At 62.0% G+C, this 16776-nt stretch carries 24 protein-coding genes; 13 read left to right on the top strand and 11 right to left on the bottom strand.

Annotated features, from left to right (window positions below; all coding sequences use genetic code 11):
* Positions 1–3: 3 nt before the first annotated feature.
* Positions 4–363, top strand: a complete 360-nt coding sequence (locus tag OZ411_RS01155) for a helix-turn-helix domain-containing protein (RefSeq protein WP_282526443.1) — start codon at positions 4–6, stop codon at positions 361–363.
* A gap of 98 nt (positions 364–461) precedes the next feature.
* Here the strand turns inward: OZ411_RS01155 and OZ411_RS01150 are convergent, their stop codons facing one another.
* From OZ411_RS01150 to OZ411_RS01140, 3 genes are all read right to left on the bottom strand, one after another.
* The gene (locus OZ411_RS01150) at positions 462–791 is read right to left on the bottom strand and encodes an Atu4866 domain-containing protein (RefSeq protein ID WP_130584000.1); all 330 of its coding nucleotides are present in this window, start codon (positions 789–791) and stop codon (positions 462–464) included.
* Between the two features lie 90 nt (positions 792–881).
* Positions 882–1319: a nuclear transport factor 2 family protein gene (locus OZ411_RS01145; protein ID WP_282526442.1), complete on the bottom strand. Its 438-nt coding sequence runs from the start codon at positions 1317–1319 to the stop codon at positions 882–884.
* Complete coding sequence (locus OZ411_RS01140) at positions 1319–2041, bottom strand: SDR family oxidoreductase (protein ID WP_282526441.1); 723 nt, start codon at positions 2039–2041, stop codon at positions 1319–1321. Before OZ411_RS01140 ends, OZ411_RS01145 begins: the two co-directional genes overlap by 1 nt.
* A gap of 97 nt (positions 2042–2138) precedes the next feature.
* Between OZ411_RS01140 and OZ411_RS01135 the strand changes: the two genes are divergently transcribed.
* The 3 genes from OZ411_RS01135 (at position 2139) to OZ411_RS01125 (ending at position 5372) form a co-directional block, all read left to right on the top strand.
* Entirely contained in the window at positions 2139–3026 is an 888-nt protein-coding gene (locus OZ411_RS01135) for a LysR family transcriptional regulator (RefSeq protein WP_282526440.1), read from the top strand.
* Positions 3027–3212: 186 nt separating this feature from the next.
* Positions 3213–4160 carry an AraC family transcriptional regulator gene (locus tag OZ411_RS01130; RefSeq protein ID WP_282526439.1) on the top strand — a complete coding sequence of 316 codons (948 nt, stop codon included), beginning with the start codon at positions 3213–3215 and terminating at the stop codon, positions 4158–4160.
* 387 nt (positions 4161–4547) lie between these two features.
* Positions 4548–5372 (top strand): fumarylacetoacetate hydrolase family protein, encoded by an 825-nt coding sequence (locus OZ411_RS01125; RefSeq protein ID WP_282526438.1) that lies wholly within the window; start codon positions 4548–4550, stop codon positions 5370–5372.
* Between the two features lie 141 nt (positions 5373–5513).
* On the opposite strand, the gene OZ411_RS01120 is transcribed toward OZ411_RS01125, so the two are convergent.
* Positions 5514–6467 (bottom strand): helix-turn-helix domain-containing protein, encoded by a 954-nt coding sequence (locus OZ411_RS01120; RefSeq protein ID WP_282526437.1) that lies wholly within the window; start codon positions 6465–6467, stop codon positions 5514–5516.
* Positions 6468–6569: 102 nt separating this feature from the next.
* Here OZ411_RS01120 and OZ411_RS01115 point away from each other — a divergent pair, with 102 nt between their 5' ends.
* The 3 genes from OZ411_RS01115 to OZ411_RS01105 all read left to right on the top strand — a co-directional run bounded on the left by OZ411_RS01115 (position 6570) and on the right by OZ411_RS01105 (position 7729).
* A complete protein-coding gene (locus OZ411_RS01115; protein WP_282526436.1) occupies positions 6570–6863 on the top strand; it encodes a hypothetical protein in 294 nt (97 codons plus the stop codon).
* Between the two features lie 20 nt (positions 6864–6883).
* Entirely contained in the window at positions 6884–7246 is a 363-nt protein-coding gene (locus tag OZ411_RS01110) for an NmrA family NAD(P)-binding protein (protein ID WP_282526435.1), read from the top strand.
* Positions 7247–7330: 84 nt separating this feature from the next.
* Complete coding sequence (locus tag OZ411_RS01105) at positions 7331–7729, top strand: hypothetical protein (RefSeq protein WP_282526434.1); 399 nt, start codon at positions 7331–7333, stop codon at positions 7727–7729.
* Positions 7730–7862: 133 nt separating this feature from the next.
* Here OZ411_RS01105 and OZ411_RS01100 read toward each other — a convergent pair whose 3' ends face one another.
* Together OZ411_RS01100 and OZ411_RS01095 are read right to left on the bottom strand one after the other, a co-directional pair.
* Positions 7863–8408 carry a CAP domain-containing protein gene (locus OZ411_RS01100; protein WP_282526594.1) on the bottom strand — a complete coding sequence of 182 codons (546 nt, stop codon included), beginning with the start codon at positions 8406–8408 and terminating at the stop codon, positions 7863–7865.
* A gap of 67 nt (positions 8409–8475) precedes the next feature.
* Entirely contained in the window at positions 8476–8772 is a 297-nt protein-coding gene (locus OZ411_RS01095; protein ID WP_282526433.1) for a hypothetical protein, read from the bottom strand.
* 24 nt (positions 8773–8796) lie between these two features.
* Here OZ411_RS01095 and OZ411_RS01090 point away from each other — a divergent pair, with 24 nt between their 5' ends.
* On the top strand, positions 8797–8970 hold the full coding sequence (locus OZ411_RS01090; protein WP_282526432.1) for a hypothetical protein: 174 nt from the start codon (positions 8797–8799) through the stop codon (positions 8968–8970).
* A gap of 446 nt (positions 8971–9416) precedes the next feature.
* Here OZ411_RS01090 and OZ411_RS01085 read toward each other — a convergent pair whose 3' ends face one another.
* Positions 9417–10358: an alpha/beta fold hydrolase gene (locus OZ411_RS01085; protein WP_282526431.1), complete on the bottom strand. Its 942-nt coding sequence runs from the start codon at positions 10356–10358 to the stop codon at positions 9417–9419.
* Positions 10359–10419: 61 nt separating this feature from the next.
* On the opposite strand from OZ411_RS01085, the gene OZ411_RS01080 reads away from it, so the two are divergent.
* Positions 10420–11058 (top strand): TetR/AcrR family transcriptional regulator, encoded by a 639-nt coding sequence (locus OZ411_RS01080; RefSeq protein ID WP_282526430.1) that lies wholly within the window; start codon positions 10420–10422, stop codon positions 11056–11058.
* On the opposite strand, the gene OZ411_RS01075 is transcribed toward OZ411_RS01080, so the two are convergent.
* Together OZ411_RS01075 and OZ411_RS01070 are read right to left on the bottom strand one after the other, a co-directional pair.
* Complete coding sequence (locus OZ411_RS01075; protein ID WP_282526429.1) at positions 11008–12126, bottom strand: AbrB family transcriptional regulator; 1119 nt, start codon at positions 12124–12126, stop codon at positions 11008–11010. The genes OZ411_RS01080 and OZ411_RS01075 overlap by 51 nt on opposite strands.
* The gene (locus OZ411_RS01070; RefSeq protein WP_282526428.1) at positions 12123–12692 is read right to left on the bottom strand and encodes a hydrolase; all 570 of its coding nucleotides are present in this window, start codon (positions 12690–12692) and stop codon (positions 12123–12125) included. The genes OZ411_RS01075 and OZ411_RS01070 overlap by 4 nt, the downstream gene beginning before the upstream one ends.
* Positions 12693–12809: 117 nt before the next feature.
* Here OZ411_RS01070 and OZ411_RS01065 point away from each other — a divergent pair, with 117 nt between their 5' ends.
* From OZ411_RS01065 to OZ411_RS01055, 3 genes are all read left to right on the top strand, one after another.
* Positions 12810–13430: a TetR/AcrR family transcriptional regulator gene (locus OZ411_RS01065; protein WP_282526427.1), complete on the top strand. Its 621-nt coding sequence runs from the start codon at positions 12810–12812 to the stop codon at positions 13428–13430.
* A gap of 155 nt (positions 13431–13585) precedes the next feature.
* Positions 13586–13786: a hypothetical protein gene (locus OZ411_RS01060; protein WP_282526426.1), complete on the top strand. Its 201-nt coding sequence runs from the start codon at positions 13586–13588 to the stop codon at positions 13784–13786.
* Positions 13787–13883: 97 nt separating this feature from the next.
* Entirely contained in the window at positions 13884–14972 is a 1089-nt protein-coding gene (locus OZ411_RS01055; RefSeq protein ID WP_282526425.1) for an acyltransferase, read from the top strand.
* On the opposite strand, the gene OZ411_RS01050 is transcribed toward OZ411_RS01055, so the two are convergent.
* On the bottom strand, positions 14952–15278 hold the full coding sequence (locus tag OZ411_RS01050) for a nuclear transport factor 2 family protein (RefSeq protein WP_130583916.1): 327 nt from the start codon (positions 15276–15278) through the stop codon (positions 14952–14954). The genes OZ411_RS01055 and OZ411_RS01050 overlap by 21 nt on opposite strands.
* A 182-nt stretch (positions 15279–15460) precedes the next feature.
* On the opposite strand from OZ411_RS01050, the gene OZ411_RS01045 reads away from it, so the two are divergent.
* On the top strand, positions 15461–15760 hold the full coding sequence (locus OZ411_RS01045; RefSeq protein WP_282526593.1) for a winged helix-turn-helix transcriptional regulator: 300 nt from the start codon (positions 15461–15463) through the stop codon (positions 15758–15760).
* On the opposite strand, the gene OZ411_RS01040 is transcribed toward OZ411_RS01045, so the two are convergent.
* Entirely contained in the window at positions 15737–16447 is a 711-nt protein-coding gene (locus OZ411_RS01040) for a GDSL-type esterase/lipase family protein (protein ID WP_282526592.1), read from the bottom strand. The two genes, OZ411_RS01045 and OZ411_RS01040, sit on opposite strands and share 24 nt — an antisense overlap.
* Between the last annotated feature and the right edge of the window lie 329 nt (positions 16448–16776).

Here is a 16776-nt window from a genome sequence, read left to right as displayed (position 1 = left end):
CTCGTGATACCGCCGAGGATAGACCATCGTCGGGTCTTGCACTGCCAGATTGTCACTCTGCTGACGTGGGCCTGCGGCCTAGCCCTCTGTGGTCCGAACCGTTACGGCGAGTTGAAGCGGGCCGTCCGTGGCGTCAGCGACAAGGTGCTGATCCAGCAACTGAAGGAACTGGAGGCCGACGATGTCGTCAAACGGACCGACTATAAGGAAGTCCCGCCGCGCCTGGATTACGCGCTCACCCCGCTTGGCCGCAGCCTCGCTGAAGCGCTCGTGCCGCTGTGCACTTGGGGAAGCGAGAACATGGCCGAGGTCTCGCGCATCTTCGCCGAGCGCGATGCCTGGCGGAATGGCAAAGCTTCGTAGCCGGCAGCCACACGATCTCGCAATTGTGCCCTAAAGGCTTAAACGGACGACCGCTTTCGGGATCGTCGTGAGCGTTGCGCAACGGATGAGCCCCTGCGTTACCGGCGATAGAGGATCATCCCGGCGTGATGCAGAACATCGTCGATGAATTCGCCGTCAGCGGTGAAGCCAGTATCATCCCAATATTCGATGTGCGTGCCGGTCACTTCGTAACGCCCCTCGTAGGCACGCTCGCGCGTCCCTCGCGCTTCAACGTAGCGGCCGTTCGGCAGAAGTTCGTGACGGATGTGGCCGTTCTGCGTAACCCAGAGGCCGACATAGGGGTGGTGATTGGCTTTCAATTCTGTTTCCTCGGCCCGCACGGGTGCGATCAGGAGCGTTGTCGCGATCATGGCTGCAAAGGCGCGCTGCATGGCCGAACTCCTCATTTCATACGTGTGTGTTGAGTTGGGACCGGGCGGCCGCTCCGCGTCGGAGGACACGAAGCGACTGGCCCAGGCGAGGTTCATTATGGCCGCCTATTGCTGGCGCGGCTCGTTGTTGTCGACGACCTGCTGATAGGCGACGAGATCGAGAAAGGCTTCAGCCTCGACGACAGACCCGTCCTTCATCTTGAATATCCACACGAACCGATTGCGGTACGGCGCTCCCGAGGTCGTGGTGGCCGAAGCGTCGAAGCGGATGATGACCCTGTCGCCTCTGGCCCAGATGTGGTGCACGACAGGCTTGAGCGGAGTCGCGAGACGGCTCACGAGGGGGACCGAGGCACGGTCGACGAAATCCTTGAGGCCGCGATAGGTGCCGGCAACGGGGCCGGAGCCATGGATTGTCCATGTCACATCGGGGGCCAGGAGGTCGGCAAAGACGTTGCCGCCCGCAGTCCATCCCTCGAAAGCCTTACGCACGGAGGCTTCATTCCGCGCCTCGATGTTGGAATCCGGCGGCTCGTCCGGCATCAGTTGCTCGATGCGGTCGGTCGGATGGTAATTTCGGTTGTGTCCACGCTCGGCGGAGCCTCGATCAGTTGCCGGACAGCGCGCGCGATGTCGGCGGGCTGAAGCGCGATCGCCCGATAGCGTTCCATCACAGCCACGGTCTCCGCATGGGTGATGGTCGAGGCGAGTTCACTCTCCACGACGCCGGGGTTGACGCAGGTGACGCGGATGTTCGTGCTCTCCTGACGCAACCCGTCCGAGATCGCGCGAACCGCGAACTTCGTTGCACAATAAACGGCGGCCGTCGGCACGACCGCGAGCGCGCCGATGGAGCCGATATTGATGATCTGGCCGCTGCCCTGCGCCTCCATGATCGGCAAGACAGCGCCGATGCCCCAGAGCACGCCCTTGATGTTGACATCGACCATGCGCTCCCATTCGTCCAGCTTGCCGGCGGCAAGCGGCGAGAGCGGCATCACGCCTGCATTGTTTATGAGAACGTCGATGCGCCCCCACTCTTCCATCGCCGCCTGAGCGAAGCCGGTCATGGAATGGCGGTCGGTCACGTCGAGCAGCCGGGTTTGGGCGATCCCGCCGGCTCCTGTGATGTTACCGGCGATGGCTTCGATGCGGTTCAGCCGGCGGGCGCCCAGCAGCACCTTTGCACCGGCTCCGCCAAGCTCTCTGGCGATGCCCTCGCCGATCCCGCTGGAGGCGCCGGTGATTAGAATAACCTTGTCCATATCGTGCTCCCTGCTCGCATTCGGAGCCAAGATGGACGTTCGTCGCTGTTGCTGGTATCTATCGAGTGTTTGACTGGATGGTTAGCAGCGCTGGACAATGAAGATTGACCTCAACCTGCTGCCGCTCTTCCTCGCCGTCGCGGAAGAACACAACTTCCGTGCTGCCGCCGATCGCCTGGGCGTGACCCGTTCGGCTGTCAGCCAGGGAGTGCGGCGGCTTGAAGATGCCTTTGGCACGAGCCTCGTCACGCGCACGACCCGCTCGGCGCGCCTGACGGAAGCTGGGGAGCGTCTGCGCGAGGCACTGTCCCAACCCATCTCGGATATCGCCACGGCGCTTGACTACGTGGCCGCAGAGAATGCGCCACGCGGGCTGCTGCGCATCGCCGTCACCTCGATTGCCGAGCGGTTCCTTTCAGGCCCCCTCATCGCATCCTTCGCCGCGGCTCATCCTGGTGTCACGATCGATGTCACGGTCACGGACGAAGAGTTCGATATCGTCGCCGCCGGCTACGATGCGGGCGTCAGGTTGGGCGAAGTGATCGAGCAAGACATGATCGCGGTTCCCCTGACAGGCGATCAGCGCGAAGCAGTCGTGGCAGCTCCCGCCTATCTCGCAGCCCACGGCGCGCCGACGCATCCACGCGAACTGGTCCATCATCGCTGCATCGGCTGGCGCCCTGCGCCGCACGTCGCGCCCTACCGCTGGGAGTTTGAAGAGAACGGCATTCCCTTCGACCTGGCGGTCGAACCCCAGATCACCACGAACGACTTGCGCTTGATGCTTCGCGCGGCACTCTGCGGGGCGGGTATCACCTTTGCGACGGAGGAAACCTTCCATCCATTCGTGAAGACGGGCGAACTCGTCCCGCTACTAGAAGAATTCCTACCGCCGTTTCCCGGCTTTTTTCTCTACTTCCCTCAGCGTCGCAACATGGCGCCCAAAATGCGCGCTTTGATCGAGCATGTGCGGCAGTGGCGATAGCGGCGTGTCCCGCAGCCACCTGGTCGCGCGGCGGCCGAAGAAGATCTCCGCCTGTTCGGAAACTGCCGTGCGAACTTGATATCCAAGAAGTCAGTGCAACGGATATGATTAAAAGTCGACGTCGATGCTGTACGGAAATCACGAAGCGAAAAGACGGCTACGCTAGGTGCATGTCCGAGGATTAGGATGCATCCGACAGATCCGCCCGTTGCTGGAGCGCGACTCGATCCTCCTGTAGCCATGTTCAGTGGCCCGGGCCATCAGGATACTTTGTGGTCCGATGTGAAAGGAAGTGTCGCCCACTCAAAGATGATCAGATGGGCGGGCGGAACTGCGGCGACTCACGCGATCATAAAGGTCTCAGGCGCGGCCGAAGTCCGAACGCGTTTGTTCGAGCTGCATTTCTCGTGGAATTCTGGCGTTGCCGAAGCCGAAGCCAAATCGGGCAAGCGGTTTTGGGCTTACAAAAATAGACCGCGCTATGGCCTCGTATTGCCGCCCGGAACGGGCGTGGAATTCAGAATCCAAGAGAAATCGAACTACCGCTTTCTCGCAATGGAGTTTGAACCCGCCTATCTCCTGAGAGTTGCTGAACTCGGGCATCTCAGTACGCTGGAGTTTATCGAGACCTGGGAGTATGACGACCACCTCACCTGGAATCTGGCAGAGGCTATCTTCGAAGAGTGTGAGAGCGAAGCACGACAAGGTCTTCTCTATTCGGAGACTGCAGTCACCTTGCTCGCTCTGCAGGCCGCCCGTAATCTTTCGAATCATGCGAGCCAGATAAAGTTGCTTAGGCGCGGTGGGCTTCCGCCAGCGATCCTTCGTCGAGCATGTGAGTACATGGTCAGCCGCTTGAGTGACGACATATCGCTTTCCGAAATCGCAAGTGCGATTGGGCTGTCGCCCGGACACTTTGCATTTGCGTTCAAGCAATCGATGGGAATTGCTCCTCACGCCTGGTTGCGCCGGCACCGGATCGACACAGGAAAGGCGTTGCTGCGCAACCGCGATCTGAGCGTGTCCGTGATTGCCGCCAGCGTTGGCTTCGCCAATCAAAGCTCCTTTGGGGCCGCCTTCCGGAAGGAGACCGGCCAGACGCCGACCGCCTGGCGGCGGCTGCGTTGGTTGTGATCATCTGCAGCGAGACGATGGTCGACTGATTTTTCTTGATCTGATCTGTCGGCACTGCCGGTGACGCATTGCCGATGCGGCAGGCGTCTCTCGCAGCTTCAATGCAATCCATTCCACCGAAATCACATCTCCGTGGCCTGCCGCACGGTACGCGGGGCTCCTCACACGGCAGAATTCTCGCGCCGGATTTCCTTTCGTCCAAAACGTGGACGTTTCTCACCAGAGCAAGATGAAAGAGCGGCTGTGGCCCGACAGACACTTTCGTCATGAGATGCAAGGTCCATTTCCGAGATGTGGAATGCAAGAGCCACCAGGCCGCGCTCAGGCGAGGGCAGCCGTCAAATATCGCGATGCGTATTGGTGCCATGAAGCAATGGAGAATAGACGATGCAGCAATTTGCCCGTGTACTTACAGATAAGGGTGCCGTTCCCGTAATTATAGAAGGGGATGAGCATCTCGATTTGCGCCCGATCGTGTCCGACATCAACCCGGACGCAATAGCCGGTGGCGCCTTGATCGGAGTAGATACGTCCCGTCTTTCTCCCGTCGTCGGCGACTTCACCTACTTGGCGCCGATCAATGGCATTCGGCAGATCGCGGCGACGGGCTTCAACTACAGGAAGCACGTCGAGGAATTCAAGATGAAGCCGCCCACCGAGCCCGAGGTGTTCCTGAAGGCGATCACCTCGCTGACCGGACCGTTCGATCCGATCTTCCGTGGCCCCAATCAGAGCGTAAAGCTCGACTGGGAGGTGGAACTGGCGATCGTGGTTGGGCGCGAGGCGCGGGATATCGTGGTGGCCAAGGCGGCCGACTACATCGTCGGCTACGTCTGTTTGAATGACATCTCTGATCGCGCGACACAGGTCGATGAGGAAGGTCAACAACATCTGGTGCGCGCCAAGTCGCGGCCCAGCTATTCCCCGATAGGGCCATATCTGGCGACCGGCATCGACGGGATGAAGCTCGATGTCTGGACCAAGCTGAACGGGGACTATGAGCAGCGCGGCAACACCAGCGACATGCTGTTTGGGGTCCACGAGATGCTCGCCTATTTCTCGTCTCATATGACATTGCTCCCCGGGGATATCCTGGCGACCGGCACGCCACCTGGCGTCGGCTTTGGCAAGAACCGCTTTATGGCGGTAGGTGACGTGCTGGAATGCGGTATCACCAATCTCGGCGCGCAGCGGCACGAGATCCGGAGCTAAATACTAAATAGGCTCGCCGGTCGTCGTCCCGGCTTGCAAGACCGTCGGCGGCCGCATCCGCCGACGCAGTGTGGTCAGCGCAAGACGCTCCGAGTCAGACCACGGCGCCTCTGTACGGGCCTGGCTCGGGCCAGCCTGCCATCAGCGCAGGTCGGCTCGAAGCTCGCGCACGCCGCGTCCCAGGCGTTCGCGCAGGAGCGTCCGCAACGTCGCTCCGTCGACGTAACCGACCTCGGCCGCGATGGCGTCGAGGTCGAGACCGCTGCCGTGGAGGAGAGATTGCGCGCGCTCGACCCGGAGGTCCTGGAAGTAGGAAAGCGGCGATTTGCCGAGCACTGCTTCGCAGCGACGTTGCAAGGTCCGTGCACTCGTCGCCAGTGCGCTGGCGGCGTCCTGCAGCGAGAACCCTGTCTTGAGATGGTCGCGCGCCCATTTCTCGAAACGCAGAATGAGAGGATCTGCCTGCGCCAAATGATTGGGGATGATGTAGGGCGCTTGCGAGGAGCGTATGTCGGCGAGCAAATAGCGGGAGACGACGGTTGCCAGTTCCGGGCTGGCCTTGCGGATCAGCCAGAGGGCGAGATCGAGGTGCCCCATCGCGGCGCCCGCCGTAACCCCTCTATCTGAGGGCACCAGCATACGGGTCTCGTCGAGCAGGACATTGGGATAGCGTTGCCGGAACAGCGGCGCGAGCCACCAGGTCGTCGTCGCTTCCCGATGATCGAGCAGTCCGGTCTCTGCCAGAAGGAACGTCCCGATGCAGGACGCGCCGATCTGCGCGCCCTCGGCGTGCCATTTCAGCAGTTGCGCCTTGGCCTTCCTTACATCCGCTCGCTCGAGCGCTGGGATCAACTGCTCCGGCATCCCTGTGTTCAGGGCCGGCACGATCACCCAGTCCGGCTTGAAGTCCGGCGTCACGGCCCGCACGGGTACTGCCAGTCCCTGACCGGTCCGGACCTTCTTCCGCACGCCGACGATGGACACGTCGAAATGAGAGGTTCCTCCTGAGAACTTATTGGCCAGCCTGAATGCGTCGAGCATGACCGTGAGCCCGGAGTCGAACAGTCCCTCAAGTGCGAGCACCGCGATGCGCATGGCGTAAATGACTCTAAAGTTGGCATTTACGACAGCACCAGTTTCGCGATCCGCTAGCTAGATTCAACCTCGTTAGAAATCACTCAGACGAGGAGTTCACCCATGAAAGTGCTTGCTATTGGCGCGATCACGAAGCCGCCCACCGACGAACAACGGCAGCGGATCATGCCGAAGGAGGTGCCCGACACCCTCAGGCTCTACCTCGACGGCAAGATCGATCAGTTCTGGTTCCGCAAGGACAAGGTAGGCGTGGTCTTTCTGATGAACGCCGAGTCGGTCGACGAAGCCAAGGCGGCAACGGACCAGCTCCCGCTGACCAAGGGCGGCTTCATGACCTTCGAGCACATCCCCGTGGGCCCGCTCGCTCCGCTGGGCTTCCTGATCCAGGGCAAGTAAGCGCTGGAGGCGCCGTCGATATGACCCCCACCCCCGTCCTCATCGGCGGCGCCACAGGTGCCACCGGAAGCATCGCTGCGAAGCGCTTTCTGGAAAAGGGCTTTCGCGTCCGCGCCCTCGTCCACAACGACGACGAGCGCGCCCACAGGCTCCAAGCCCTCGGCGCAGAGATCTTCGTCGGCGATGTCCTCGACTTCCGCGCCGTCCGGCGCGCGTTCGAGGGCATGAAGCGCGCCTACTTTGTCTATCCCCTCGATGCGATCGCCGAGATGCATCACGACGGGCAGATGGCCGAAACGAACGACGTGGTCGAGAAGATCACCGGCCGCAAGCCGCAATCGGTCGCCGAGTTCGTCGAGAAGCATCGGGCGGCCTTTCAATAAGACCGGCCGCGCCACAAGTCTTTGACAAGCGGGCGTCCCCCGAGTTGGACGCAGTCGAACAGAGAAGCGCATGAGGAAAGGACAATGAAAATGACCAAGACGAAAATCACGCTCGCTTCCGGCCTCGCTGCGTTGATCATCTGCCTGACGAGTGTAGGTATCGGACACGCGCAGCTCGCAGCCCCGCCGACGCCCACTACACGAATCCTTGCGATCGGCACCGTGAATCCCGGTGTCGATCTTGCGGCCGTACGCGCGATCCTCCCGACGGAAGTCCGGGAGACCGTGAAGCTTTACTTGGACGGCAAGATTGACCAATGGTATTCGCTTCAGGGACGTGCCGGCGTGGCGTTCATATTAAACGTCACGGATCCCGCAGCCGCCCATGAGATGCTTGAAAAGCTGCCTTTGGGCCAAGCCCATCTCATGAGCTTCGAGTTGATTCCGCTTGGTCCGCTCAACCCCCTTCGTCAGTTGCAATGACAACCGGTTCTCCCAATCACGGAGGTTGGGCAGTTCCGGAGTGCCAACGCTCTGGAGCCGACCAAGCCCCCGGCAAGGGCTCTTGGCAGGAGTTTCCCTCGCTCCACGACTATCCAACATCGATCGTCCTGGATCAGAGGCAGATGCTCAGAATTTTCAGACGACAGGCCTCCACGGCGCGAGATTTGGGCTTGGCAACCGTCGCCTGCTTTGAGCTTTTCGGCGAGTTCTTCGCCACCTTGGGACGTTCATAGTCGCCGGCAATCACCATGGCCCAATAGGTGCGCCCGGTGGTCGAACTCTTGACACTGGCGACGCCAACGCGCGAGGCGTTGTGCAACAGGAGATTTCGTCGATGTCCCGACGAATTAATCCATTGGTCGAGTGTCTTTGGGAAGCTGTCATAGCCGTAGGCGATGTTTTCGGCCGCCCGGCCCGCGCCGGATGGGTGGACGCGCGAGTTGAAGGGGCCGAGGACGTCGTGGTCGAGTTTGTCCTTTGACGCCATCGCCGCGGCTTGCTCGTGCGCAATTCGCGTGAGTGTCGCATCCAGCACCACTCGCCCTTCCCCGTGCTGGGCGCGATAGCCGGAGATCATGGCCGCGGGAGACTCCGCTTGAGCAAGCACTGGGTAACAGCAAGCGGCAAGCCAAAGGCAGAGTGAAACCAGGGATCTCATCGATGTTCCCAAATCAGTCTTCTGGAGCGATAAAGAGATCGGATAAATCCGTAAGTCATTGATTTTGTTATTTCGGACTGCGCTTTACCCCCAACTTGATCTTGGGAACGCGGTGTCGATACGCGCTAAGGCGGGCGCCAGCAAGGCGCTCGCGAAGGCCGTTGGACGGCGGGAACACCATCCAATCGCCGGGGTCGAAATGCCCCTTCCCCAGAACAAAAATCAAAAATATCAATGCATTATCAGGAAAGGATCCTGAATATACGTCCACCGCTGCTTCCGACCAGCTTGCGGCAAGATTTCCGCGCGACACTAAAATTAAGCAAAATGGAACCGTATTTTGCTCAATTGTGTTGGGTTGCATTCACCACTGCGGGAGGCGACTAGAATGACGGATGAGCAGCTAGCTCTTCAGGCCGTTCGTGATGCCCAGGGCATACTTGAAGAATATTTGCAGCCGCGACCGCGCAATAACGAGCGCGTCATCCTTGATAGATTGGTGGAAGTATTGGAGCGGCCCGACCTTCTTGTCGCCGTCAACCGGATGCAGCGCGGCCTGTAGCCGCGTCGTCGCCCGCCCCTGCGGCCTCACTGGCCTGCGCAAGCGCCAGCCAATCGGCTGCGAGCGTCAGCCAGGCATCTTCGTCCACCGGACAGCGAGCTTCTGCCGCCCGGTCCTTGCATTCCTGGGCTAGCTGACGAAACCGGACCAAATCTTCCCTCATGCCAGAGCTACGCTCCAACTGAGCAAAAGTTGCAGAGGGCTGCTGACGATTAACGATACACCGGACGGTCCCGCCCTATTCCCGCGCCGGGATCAAATAAGTTTTCTTTGGCGTCATACCCTTGTGGCATACGCGTTGCACTTCAATGGGTACTGGGGATTTCAGGGGCCCAGTATGAGACAGGGCGCCGCCGGGACAGTGTATTTCAAGCCCGGCGGCGTACCTTTCTGAGGCATGTTGAACACGGCCGAAAGCAGGCTTGGCGAAGCGCTCTGCCTCTCGACTACGGCCCGCCGGGACCGACGGATGCAAGCACTTGCCCCGGCCAGGGATTGCGGCCGTCCCTGAGCCACAGCAGCGTGTCGGTCCAGAAGCCGGCCGCGTGACCGTCGTGGAAGAGATTGAAATGGCCGATCGTCTTGCGACCGTAGTCGGATGGCTCGATCAGCACGGCCGTGCGCGATGCGCCGGTGTAGTAGCCGAGCGTGCGGCGGATCGCGGGCACGGTGCCGAGTTCGTCGTCCGACACGGCAACCGCAAGGATCGGCGCCGTCACCGCTGCCATCCGTGAGAGCACGGCCCGCCTCTCGCCGCGCGGATGGCTGTGCTCGAAGCGTCGCCCGCGGAAACTCCATTCATTGGCGACGCCGGCGGGCAGATCCTCCAGCCAGCCGAGCCTGCGGCCGGGGAAGTAGCCGCAGAGCGCCGTCATGATGGGCATGGCGACATGCCATTTGAGGAACAGGCCGGCCCGCCGGCGCGGCGCATAGTCGCCCCACCAGGCATACTGCGCGCCGACCGTCAGCATCCGCTCGATCAAGCCGGCGCTTTCGGCGAGCCCCGGCAGGAAACCGCCGATGCTGTGGCCGACAACGATGAGGCGGGCCTGTGGCCGACGTTCGTGCATGAAGCAAAGCGCCGCCTCGAAATCGAGTTCGCCCCAGTCACGCCAGCGATAGCCACAGCTTCGCAAGCGGGACGGCCGCGAAGCGCCGATGCCGCGATAGTCATAGGTGAGGACATCGAAGCCGTGGTTCGCCAGGAAGCATGCATAGCGGTGGTAGTAGCGCGCAGCCACCCCCGTTGCCGCATTGACGATGATGCTGCCGGCGGAGCGGCGGGCTGGCGCAAGCCACAAATGGCCGCCAATCGTTACGCCATCCCGGCAGGAAATCGTGACTTCTATCCCATCCTCAATCGATATGCGCAACGCCACCTTGGTCATGTGCGCGACGATAAGAGGTGGGCGGCGTTGTGTATATTCACTGGTTAGTATACATCAAGCCATGAGCGAGACTGGCCGTTCGACGCGCGAGCGCATCCTTCAAGCCGCCGGCAAGTTGTTCTACGGCGAGGGCATCCGCGCCGTCAGCGTCGATGCGGTGGCGGAGAAGGCCGGCCTCACCAAGCGGACGCTCTACTATCATTTCCGCAGCAAGGACGATCTGATCGCGGCCTATCTCGAGATCCGCGACCAGCCAAATCTCGCTTTGTTCAAGCGCTGGTTTGCCGAGGCCGATGGTGACGTGGCCGCCAAGGTGGAAGCGATCTTTCGCAATCTGGCGCGGTCGGCACGCCATTCCAAATGGAAGGGTTGCGGCTTCCTGCGCACCTCGGTCGAACTGGTCAACCTGCCCGGTCATCCGGCGATGGTGATCGGCCGCGCGCACAAGAAACGCGTCGAAGACTGGCTTTGCTCCGTCTTCGAAGATGCGGTCGCCTCGCGGGAAGCGCGGCAGCTTGCGCGGCAGGTCATCCTGCTATTGGACGGCGCGTTTGCCGTCGTCCTGCTGCATCGGGATCCAAGCTACATGGAAACCGCTGGAGCAGCGGCCGCCCGTCTGGTTCGCGGGCTGATGCCGACGCCGCGCAAGTCAATCAAGGTTGCCAAGGTCCGGCGCACCATCCGGCCCCGGACTGGCTGACGTGCGATCGAGTGTTCCCGCCACCCAGCGCGCAACCGACGGACCGACGAACAGCAGCAGGATCACGCGCACGGTCTGCAGCGCCATGACGAAGGACGTGTCGACCTTGGTCGAGGCGGCGATGATCGCGGCGGCATCGATGCCGCCGGGGCTGGTGGCGAGATAGGCGGTCAGCGGATCGACGTGCAGGAACTCCACCAACAGCCACGCCAGCAGGCCGCAAAACGCCATCAGGATCGCGGTTGCGCCGATGCTCTGTGGCAGCGCGCGAGCCGCGGTCGCCAGCACGTCGCGCGTGAAGCGCAAGCCCGTGTTCCAGCCGATCAGCGTGTAGGTTGCAATCAGCACCAGTGGCGGCAGCTCGATCTTCACCCAGCCAAGCACGTTGAACACCGCTCCGAGAACGAGAGGACCAAGGAGCACGCCGGCCGGCATCCGTGCGGCAAGACCAGCTCCGACGAGCGCGATGGCCGCGGTGGCACCGAGGTTCGTCAGGTCGACCGGCGGAAAAAGCCCGGCACTGAAACGCCCGCCACCGCCGTGCGCAAACCATAGCGCCACCACCGAGGCCGCCGCGGCGACCAGCACGACGCGCAGATACTGCATGAAAGCAACGAGTCGGAAATCGGCGCCATGGGCCTCGGCCATCACCATCATCACCGTGGCGGCGCCCGGCAGCATGCCCCACACCGCCGTGGTGCCGGGGATGATGCGCAAGCGGCTCATGGTCCAGCCGATCAGAGCGCTTGCGCCGACCGAAAGCGCTACGGTGGCGAGGATGATCGGCCAGTAGCGCACGAAGCCGCTGATGATTGCCGGCGTGATCGATTGCGCGACGAGGCAGCCAATAATTGCCTGGGCGGCGACGATCAGCAGGCGGGGCACCCTCACCGCCCCTCCGCCCATCTGCACCAGCGCGGCCGCGGCCAGCGGCCCCAGCAGCAAGGCGGCAGGCAGCCTCACCCACTGCAGCACGCCGGCGAGCAGGAGCGAGGCTGCGAACAGCACCGCCCAGCGGACGGTGACCGGCAGCGGTTGGAGCGGGAGATAGGCTTGCGGTTCGCTCACCGCTGCAGCTCGATCTCGGCCGCTTTTGCCACGCGGCCAAGCCGCGGGAAAATGTGCTCGAAGGCAAAGGCATGCATGTCGGCCGAACGACCGGCGCTCGCGTCTTCCGCCAGCACGACCTCATAGCCATGCTCATGCGCGGAACGCGCGGTCGATTCGACGCCCATATTGGTAGCGATGCCACCAATCACCACGGTGGTCACGCCGCGCCGGCGGAGCTGCAGATCGAGCTCCGTGCCGTAGAATGCGCCCCATTGCCGCTTGGTGATCCTGATATCCGACGGTTCGGCGAGGCCATCGGCCAGCTCCGACCAGCCCTCGGGAAAGCCGCCGGGCGGCGCTTGCATCGGTTGGTCGACCGGCGCCTTCAGCGCGTCGCTGAAGTCGGGCGAGAAGGCGACGTTGACGAGGACGACCGGCGCCTTGGCCGCGCGGAAGTGCCGGGCCAGCTCCTGTCCCCGGGCAAGGACGGCCGCACCGGAATGGGGCTCGGTCGGCAGGCCGACGATGCCTTTTTGAAGGTCGATCAGGATCAATGCCGTGGTCGCAGCGGGCAGGATGAGCATGGGATGTCCTTTCGCCAGATGGCAGCCTCCCCACCTGTTGCCGGGCGCGTGGGGAGCGGTTAAATACTTGAGGGAAAGCTCAAGCACGCACTACTCTATTTGAGGATATCCTCAACTTTGTCAAGTCAGGACCGCAAACCGCTCCAGCCGCAGCGCGAGGTCGGCCGTCAGCGCGTCGCCGAGCTCATGCATGCTGCGGCCGAGGTGATTCAGGAACGGGGCTTCGAGGCCGCGACCATGGCGGAGATCGCCGCACGGGCGGACGCCAAGATCGGCTCACTCTATCGCTTCTTTCCGAACAAGGACGCTGTCGCCGACGCCTTGATGCAGCACTATGCCGAGGTGCTGCGGGCGGAATACGACGCGATCCTCGCCCGCGCCGCCGACGCCAGTCCGGAGCAACTGGCCGACATCCTCATCGATCTCCTGGCCAAGCTCTATCCGCAGATCCGCGCAGTCACCGCGTTCTTGGATTCCCGCACCGACTGGACCGAGATCCGCCTTCGCTTCCGCAGCCAGACACTCGCCGGGATCAAGATAGCGCTGAAGCGTTGCGCGCCCGGCCTCGACGAGCACGAGGCCGAGGACATCGCCGCGGTCGTGCTCAACAACATGAAGACGATGGTCGGCATGACCATGAAGGACGCGCCAACGACCCCCGGCGCGCCCGAGCAGCTAAGATTGATGAACCGCCTCTATCTCGCCGCCAGGCTCGCGCCCGGCAGGCCGGCTGGATAGCCGTATCGGCTGCGAACAGCGGATGCATCGGAAGGCGGATCGTTGCCGCTTTCGTGAAAAACAGTGCGCATTTTGGGAAGCCTACTGCGGCCAACTTCTGCATTGCCGGCCGCGCTCGTGTTGCTCGAACACACGGTCGGAGCGGAGGATATCCGATGCGACTTGCTCTTTGCTTGGGCGTGCTGATCATGCTGTGCGCCGACGCGGCGACGGTGCGTCGCGTCAGACATCCCGAGCGGCACTTTCGTCTCGAACAGCCCGTTGTCCCGCCCCCACCCAAAGGATTCGCCGTGCCCGGCTGGACCGACGAGGAGACGCGACAATGGATCGACGGCGCCTCCGGCCCCAAAGGTTAGTGAACAGGGCTAGTGAACACGTGCCTGGCACGCCGTAGTAGCCAAGCTCCGCGCGGAATGTTACGCGACAATGATGGCGGCGGTCCCGGATGCACAGGTGAGCACAAGCAAGACAGGAAAGCTCGGCTTCCTGCCTCGCCTTGAATCGCTGCGCGGCATCGCAGCCGTCTCGGTCGTCGGCTATCACATGACGAGCCAGTTCACCGACACCTACGTCACGGGCATGGCGCCGGTCGTGATGTTCTTCGTGCTCAGCGGTTTCGTGCTGGCGCGCTCGCTGCAGAACAATCCGAACCCGATCACGTTTCTGCGACATCGCCTGTTCCGGCTGTTCCCCGCGGCGATCGCGGTGGTCGCTCTGCTGACGCTGCTGCACCATCAATACGGCTTCTATGTCGGCTACGAGGGGAAATTCGATCCGCTCAACGTCGTGCTCAACGCGATCATGGTCCGCCATGACATCAACGGCGTGATGTGGTCGATGACGGTCGAGTGCTTCGCGACGCCGGTCATCCTGCTGTCGGTCTGGATTTTCCAGCGCTTCGGCCCGCAGCCGCTCATGGTGTCGATCACAGTCCTGTTCGGGCTCTCCTTCTGGGGCGCCTATGTGCATTTGCTTGGGGGCATTTCCAACCTCGCGCCGCTCTACGCCTTCGTCGCCGGCATTCTCCTGCAGATGCAGGGCGAGCGGACGGCCGAGCGGCTCCGCTCGGCCGCTGCCTGGACCCTGTCGATGGCGGCCATCGCCTTGTTCTGCTTCTGCGGATCACAGAAACAAACCGCGCCGATCATCGCGCTGGAAACCTTGAGCTCCTCGCTGCTGGTGCTGCTGGTCGCCTTTCGAAGCTCGATCGGCCTCTTTGCCGTTCTCGATCTCCGTCCGGTCCGTTTCTACGGCCGTATCTCTTACAGCTTCTATCTGCTTCACCCGATCGGCATGTGGCTCGCCGCCCGGCTGCTCGATGCGAGGGGACTGCCGGTCCTGCTCGCGATATCAGTGATGACGATTGTAGCGGTCGCGCTGACGACGCCGATGGCCTGGCTCTCCTGGCGCTATATCGAGAAACCCTTCATTGCCCTGGGCCGGCGGCTGGCCACGAAACAGCCCTCGCCGGCGAGCGCGATCGAACCTAGACAGCAGCAATTGCTGTCGCTCGCTCCGATCTCAGGGAAGGATCTCGAGTGAGGCGATCTTGTCGCCATCGAGCCCGAAGAAGTATCTGAGATCGATCGGACTACCGGGAAAGTCGCCGACTACATGCGCTGTGACGACGATCTTCCCGTCGCGTTCCTCTACAGCGAACGGCTCGCTCGTATAGTTGTATTTGGTCGATGCATCGGCCTTCCACTGCGCGATGGCCGCGCGCCCCTCGTGCTTGCGCCCTTCATCCTTCACGACGCCGCGTTCGCTGAAGCATTGCGCGATGGCATCGCCATCGCGGCTGTCGGCGGCAAAGTAAGCGGCAACTGGGCCCGGCAGATCGAGAGACATCGGATTTCCTTTCCTTTTGCGCGTCGGGAACGACGCGGTCGTGGATCGCGATTGCGTAGCCGGAAAGGTGTTTGTAGCTTCGCCAAACCGCAAGAACGCACGAAAAGGTAAGGTACTGACTTTTGGGTAAGGTTGAGTACACAGCCGCGAGCGCCGCCGAGGGCGTGGAGAAGGCGTTCAGGATGCTGGATGGCCGGTGGAAGCTCGTGATCCTCTTCCACCTGTTTAGCGGCAAATTGCTGCGCTTCTGTGACCTCGCGCGGGCGATCCCGGGGATCTCGCAGAAGATGCTGATCCAGCAACTGCGCCAGATGGAGAATGACGGCATCGTGCGTCGCATCGTCCATCACCAGGTGCCGCCGAAGGTCGAATACGGCCTGACCGATTGGGGACAATCCTTGTGTCCGGCGCTCGATGGGCTGCTCACCTGGGCCGAGCAGCGCCCGCCTGCGCCACCGCTAGACGCTGGTAGAAATGAATGAGGATATCTGGACGGCCCGGAGCAGAACGCCCCAGTTGTTCGGGTGCACCCCGTCGTGGGTGAGAGCCCGATAGTTGGTTTTGCTGACCCCTCCTGAGTTGAAGAGATCAAGACATGGGACGCGGTTTATTTCCGCTACGCGCAGCATTGCGCCGATGTAATCGCGAAGAAAATATCCGAGCTTGTTCGGATGTACATCGCTGTCGCGATCGTCTTGGGTTGGCAACCACCAGGGCGTGATGAGAAAGATCCGCGCCGTCGGGCAAGAATTCCGCAGGAGCCTGATCGAATGATTGAGCGCCCCTTTGAAGGTGTCGCTGCCGACATCATCGTCCGATCCGATCGGGCGGTCATAGCGGAAGTCGTTGGCGCCGTACTCCAGGGCAATGTGGGTGACGCTCGGAAGGTTCATCGCTCGCAGGTTACCAAGGGACGAGTCACGGACCGGTTCTCCGGTTCGTTTTTGTGCAGACCAATCGCCCGAGGAAATCGCGTTGGCGATCGCGTAAAGTGAAACAGGGTTGAGCGACGGCAATTTATGTTGACCGGCGGACGAACCCGGAAAGGCGCCATTGATGGCGAACATTCCAAGCCGCTCACCTATGAGGCTTGGTGTGGCTCCGCCATGGGTTGAGCCGGTGCCCGCGCTGATGCTGGTCCCGAGCTGAAGATAACAGCCGCCGCGCATGGTATTCCGGCTGCCAGCCCAAAAGGCTGTGCCCAAACCTACCGCGCCTATTCCGAATGTCTTAAGAAAAGCCCGCCGCTCCATAGGCCGGCTCTCTATCATCCATAACCGGCTCGGGGCAACCGCGCCCCTCACTCTCCGTCATTGCGAGCGCAGCGAAGCAATGACGATGTGGATGCAACGGGTGCGACAAATCAACCCGTCGGGCAAATCACCAAAAGTCTGTCCATCCCTCGCGCGAAAAACATTCCGCTTTCGCCGTCGGGCAAATCAGTGATTTAACTCCGCGCGTCTCACGGCGGATGAGGGGCGGCTCGCGATCGTCACGA

This window comes from Bradyrhizobium sp. Arg237L, from assembly GCF_029990105.1.
In the GTDB taxonomy this organism is placed as follows: domain Bacteria; phylum Pseudomonadota; class Alphaproteobacteria; order Rhizobiales; family Xanthobacteraceae; genus Bradyrhizobium.
The sequence above is the reverse complement of the archived record's forward strand: the minus strand, read 5'-3'. Positions and strand labels throughout refer to the sequence as shown.

What these genes read in the sequence shown, in the direction of transcription:
- OZ411_RS01120 (WP_282526437.1), bottom strand. Translation starts at nt 6,467, where the DNA reads ATGCGCATCGCGGTGCTCGCACTTGAGGGACTGTTCGACTCCGGGCTC.
- OZ411_RS01070 (WP_282526428.1), bottom strand. Translation starts at nt 12,692, where the DNA reads ATGCTCATCCTGCCCGCTGCGACCACGGCATTGATCCTGATCGACCTT.
- OZ411_RS01105 (WP_282526434.1), top strand. Translation starts at nt 7,331, where the DNA reads ATGAAAATGACCAAGACGAAAATCACGCTCGCTTCCGGCCTCGCTGCG.
- OZ411_RS01130 (WP_282526439.1), top strand. Translation starts at nt 3,213, where the DNA reads ATGCATCCGACAGATCCGCCCGTTGCTGGAGCGCGACTCGATCCTCCT.
- OZ411_RS01110 (WP_282526435.1), top strand. Translation starts at nt 6,884, where the DNA reads ATGACCCCCACCCCCGTCCTCATCGGCGGCGCCACAGGTGCCACCGGA.
- OZ411_RS01080 (WP_282526430.1), top strand. Translation starts at nt 10,420, where the DNA reads ATGAGCGAGACTGGCCGTTCGACGCGCGAGCGCATCCTTCAAGCCGCC.
- OZ411_RS01085 (WP_282526431.1), bottom strand. Translation starts at nt 10,358, where the DNA reads ATGACCAAGGTGGCGTTGCGCATATCGATTGAGGATGGGATAGAAGTC.
- OZ411_RS01145 (WP_282526442.1), bottom strand. Translation starts at nt 1,319, where the DNA reads ATGCCGGACGAGCCGCCGGATTCCAACATCGAGGCGCGGAATGAAGCC.
- OZ411_RS01135 (WP_282526440.1), top strand. Translation starts at nt 2,139, where the DNA reads ATGAAGATTGACCTCAACCTGCTGCCGCTCTTCCTCGCCGTCGCGGAA.
- OZ411_RS01115 (WP_282526436.1), top strand. Translation starts at nt 6,570, where the DNA reads ATGAAAGTGCTTGCTATTGGCGCGATCACGAAGCCGCCCACCGACGAA.
- OZ411_RS01100 (WP_282526594.1), bottom strand. Translation starts at nt 8,408, where the DNA reads ATGAGATCCCTGGTTTCACTCTGCCTTTGGCTTGCCGCTTGCTGTTAC.
- OZ411_RS01060 (WP_282526426.1), top strand. Translation starts at nt 13,586, where the DNA reads ATGCGACTTGCTCTTTGCTTGGGCGTGCTGATCATGCTGTGCGCCGAC.
- OZ411_RS01090 (WP_282526432.1), top strand. Translation starts at nt 8,797, where the DNA reads ATGACGGATGAGCAGCTAGCTCTTCAGGCCGTTCGTGATGCCCAGGGC.
- OZ411_RS01125 (WP_282526438.1), top strand. Translation starts at nt 4,548, where the DNA reads ATGCAGCAATTTGCCCGTGTACTTACAGATAAGGGTGCCGTTCCCGTA.
- OZ411_RS01140 (WP_282526441.1), bottom strand. Translation starts at nt 2,041, where the DNA reads ATGGACAAGGTTATTCTAATCACCGGCGCCTCCAGCGGGATCGGCGAG.
- OZ411_RS01150 (WP_130584000.1), bottom strand. Translation starts at nt 791, where the DNA reads ATGAGGAGTTCGGCCATGCAGCGCGCCTTTGCAGCCATGATCGCGACA.
- OZ411_RS01040 (WP_282526592.1), bottom strand. Translation starts at nt 16,447, where the DNA reads ATGCGCGGCGGCTGTTATCTTCAGCTCGGGACCAGCATCAGCGCGGGC.
- OZ411_RS01095 (WP_282526433.1), bottom strand. Translation starts at nt 8,772, where the DNA reads ATGCAACCCAACACAATTGAGCAAAATACGGTTCCATTTTGCTTAATT.
- OZ411_RS01050 (WP_130583916.1), bottom strand. Translation starts at nt 15,278, where the DNA reads ATGTCTCTCGATCTGCCGGGCCCAGTTGCCGCTTACTTTGCCGCCGAC.
- OZ411_RS01045 (WP_282526593.1), top strand. Translation starts at nt 15,461, where the DNA reads ATGCTGGATGGCCGGTGGAAGCTCGTGATCCTCTTCCACCTGTTTAGC.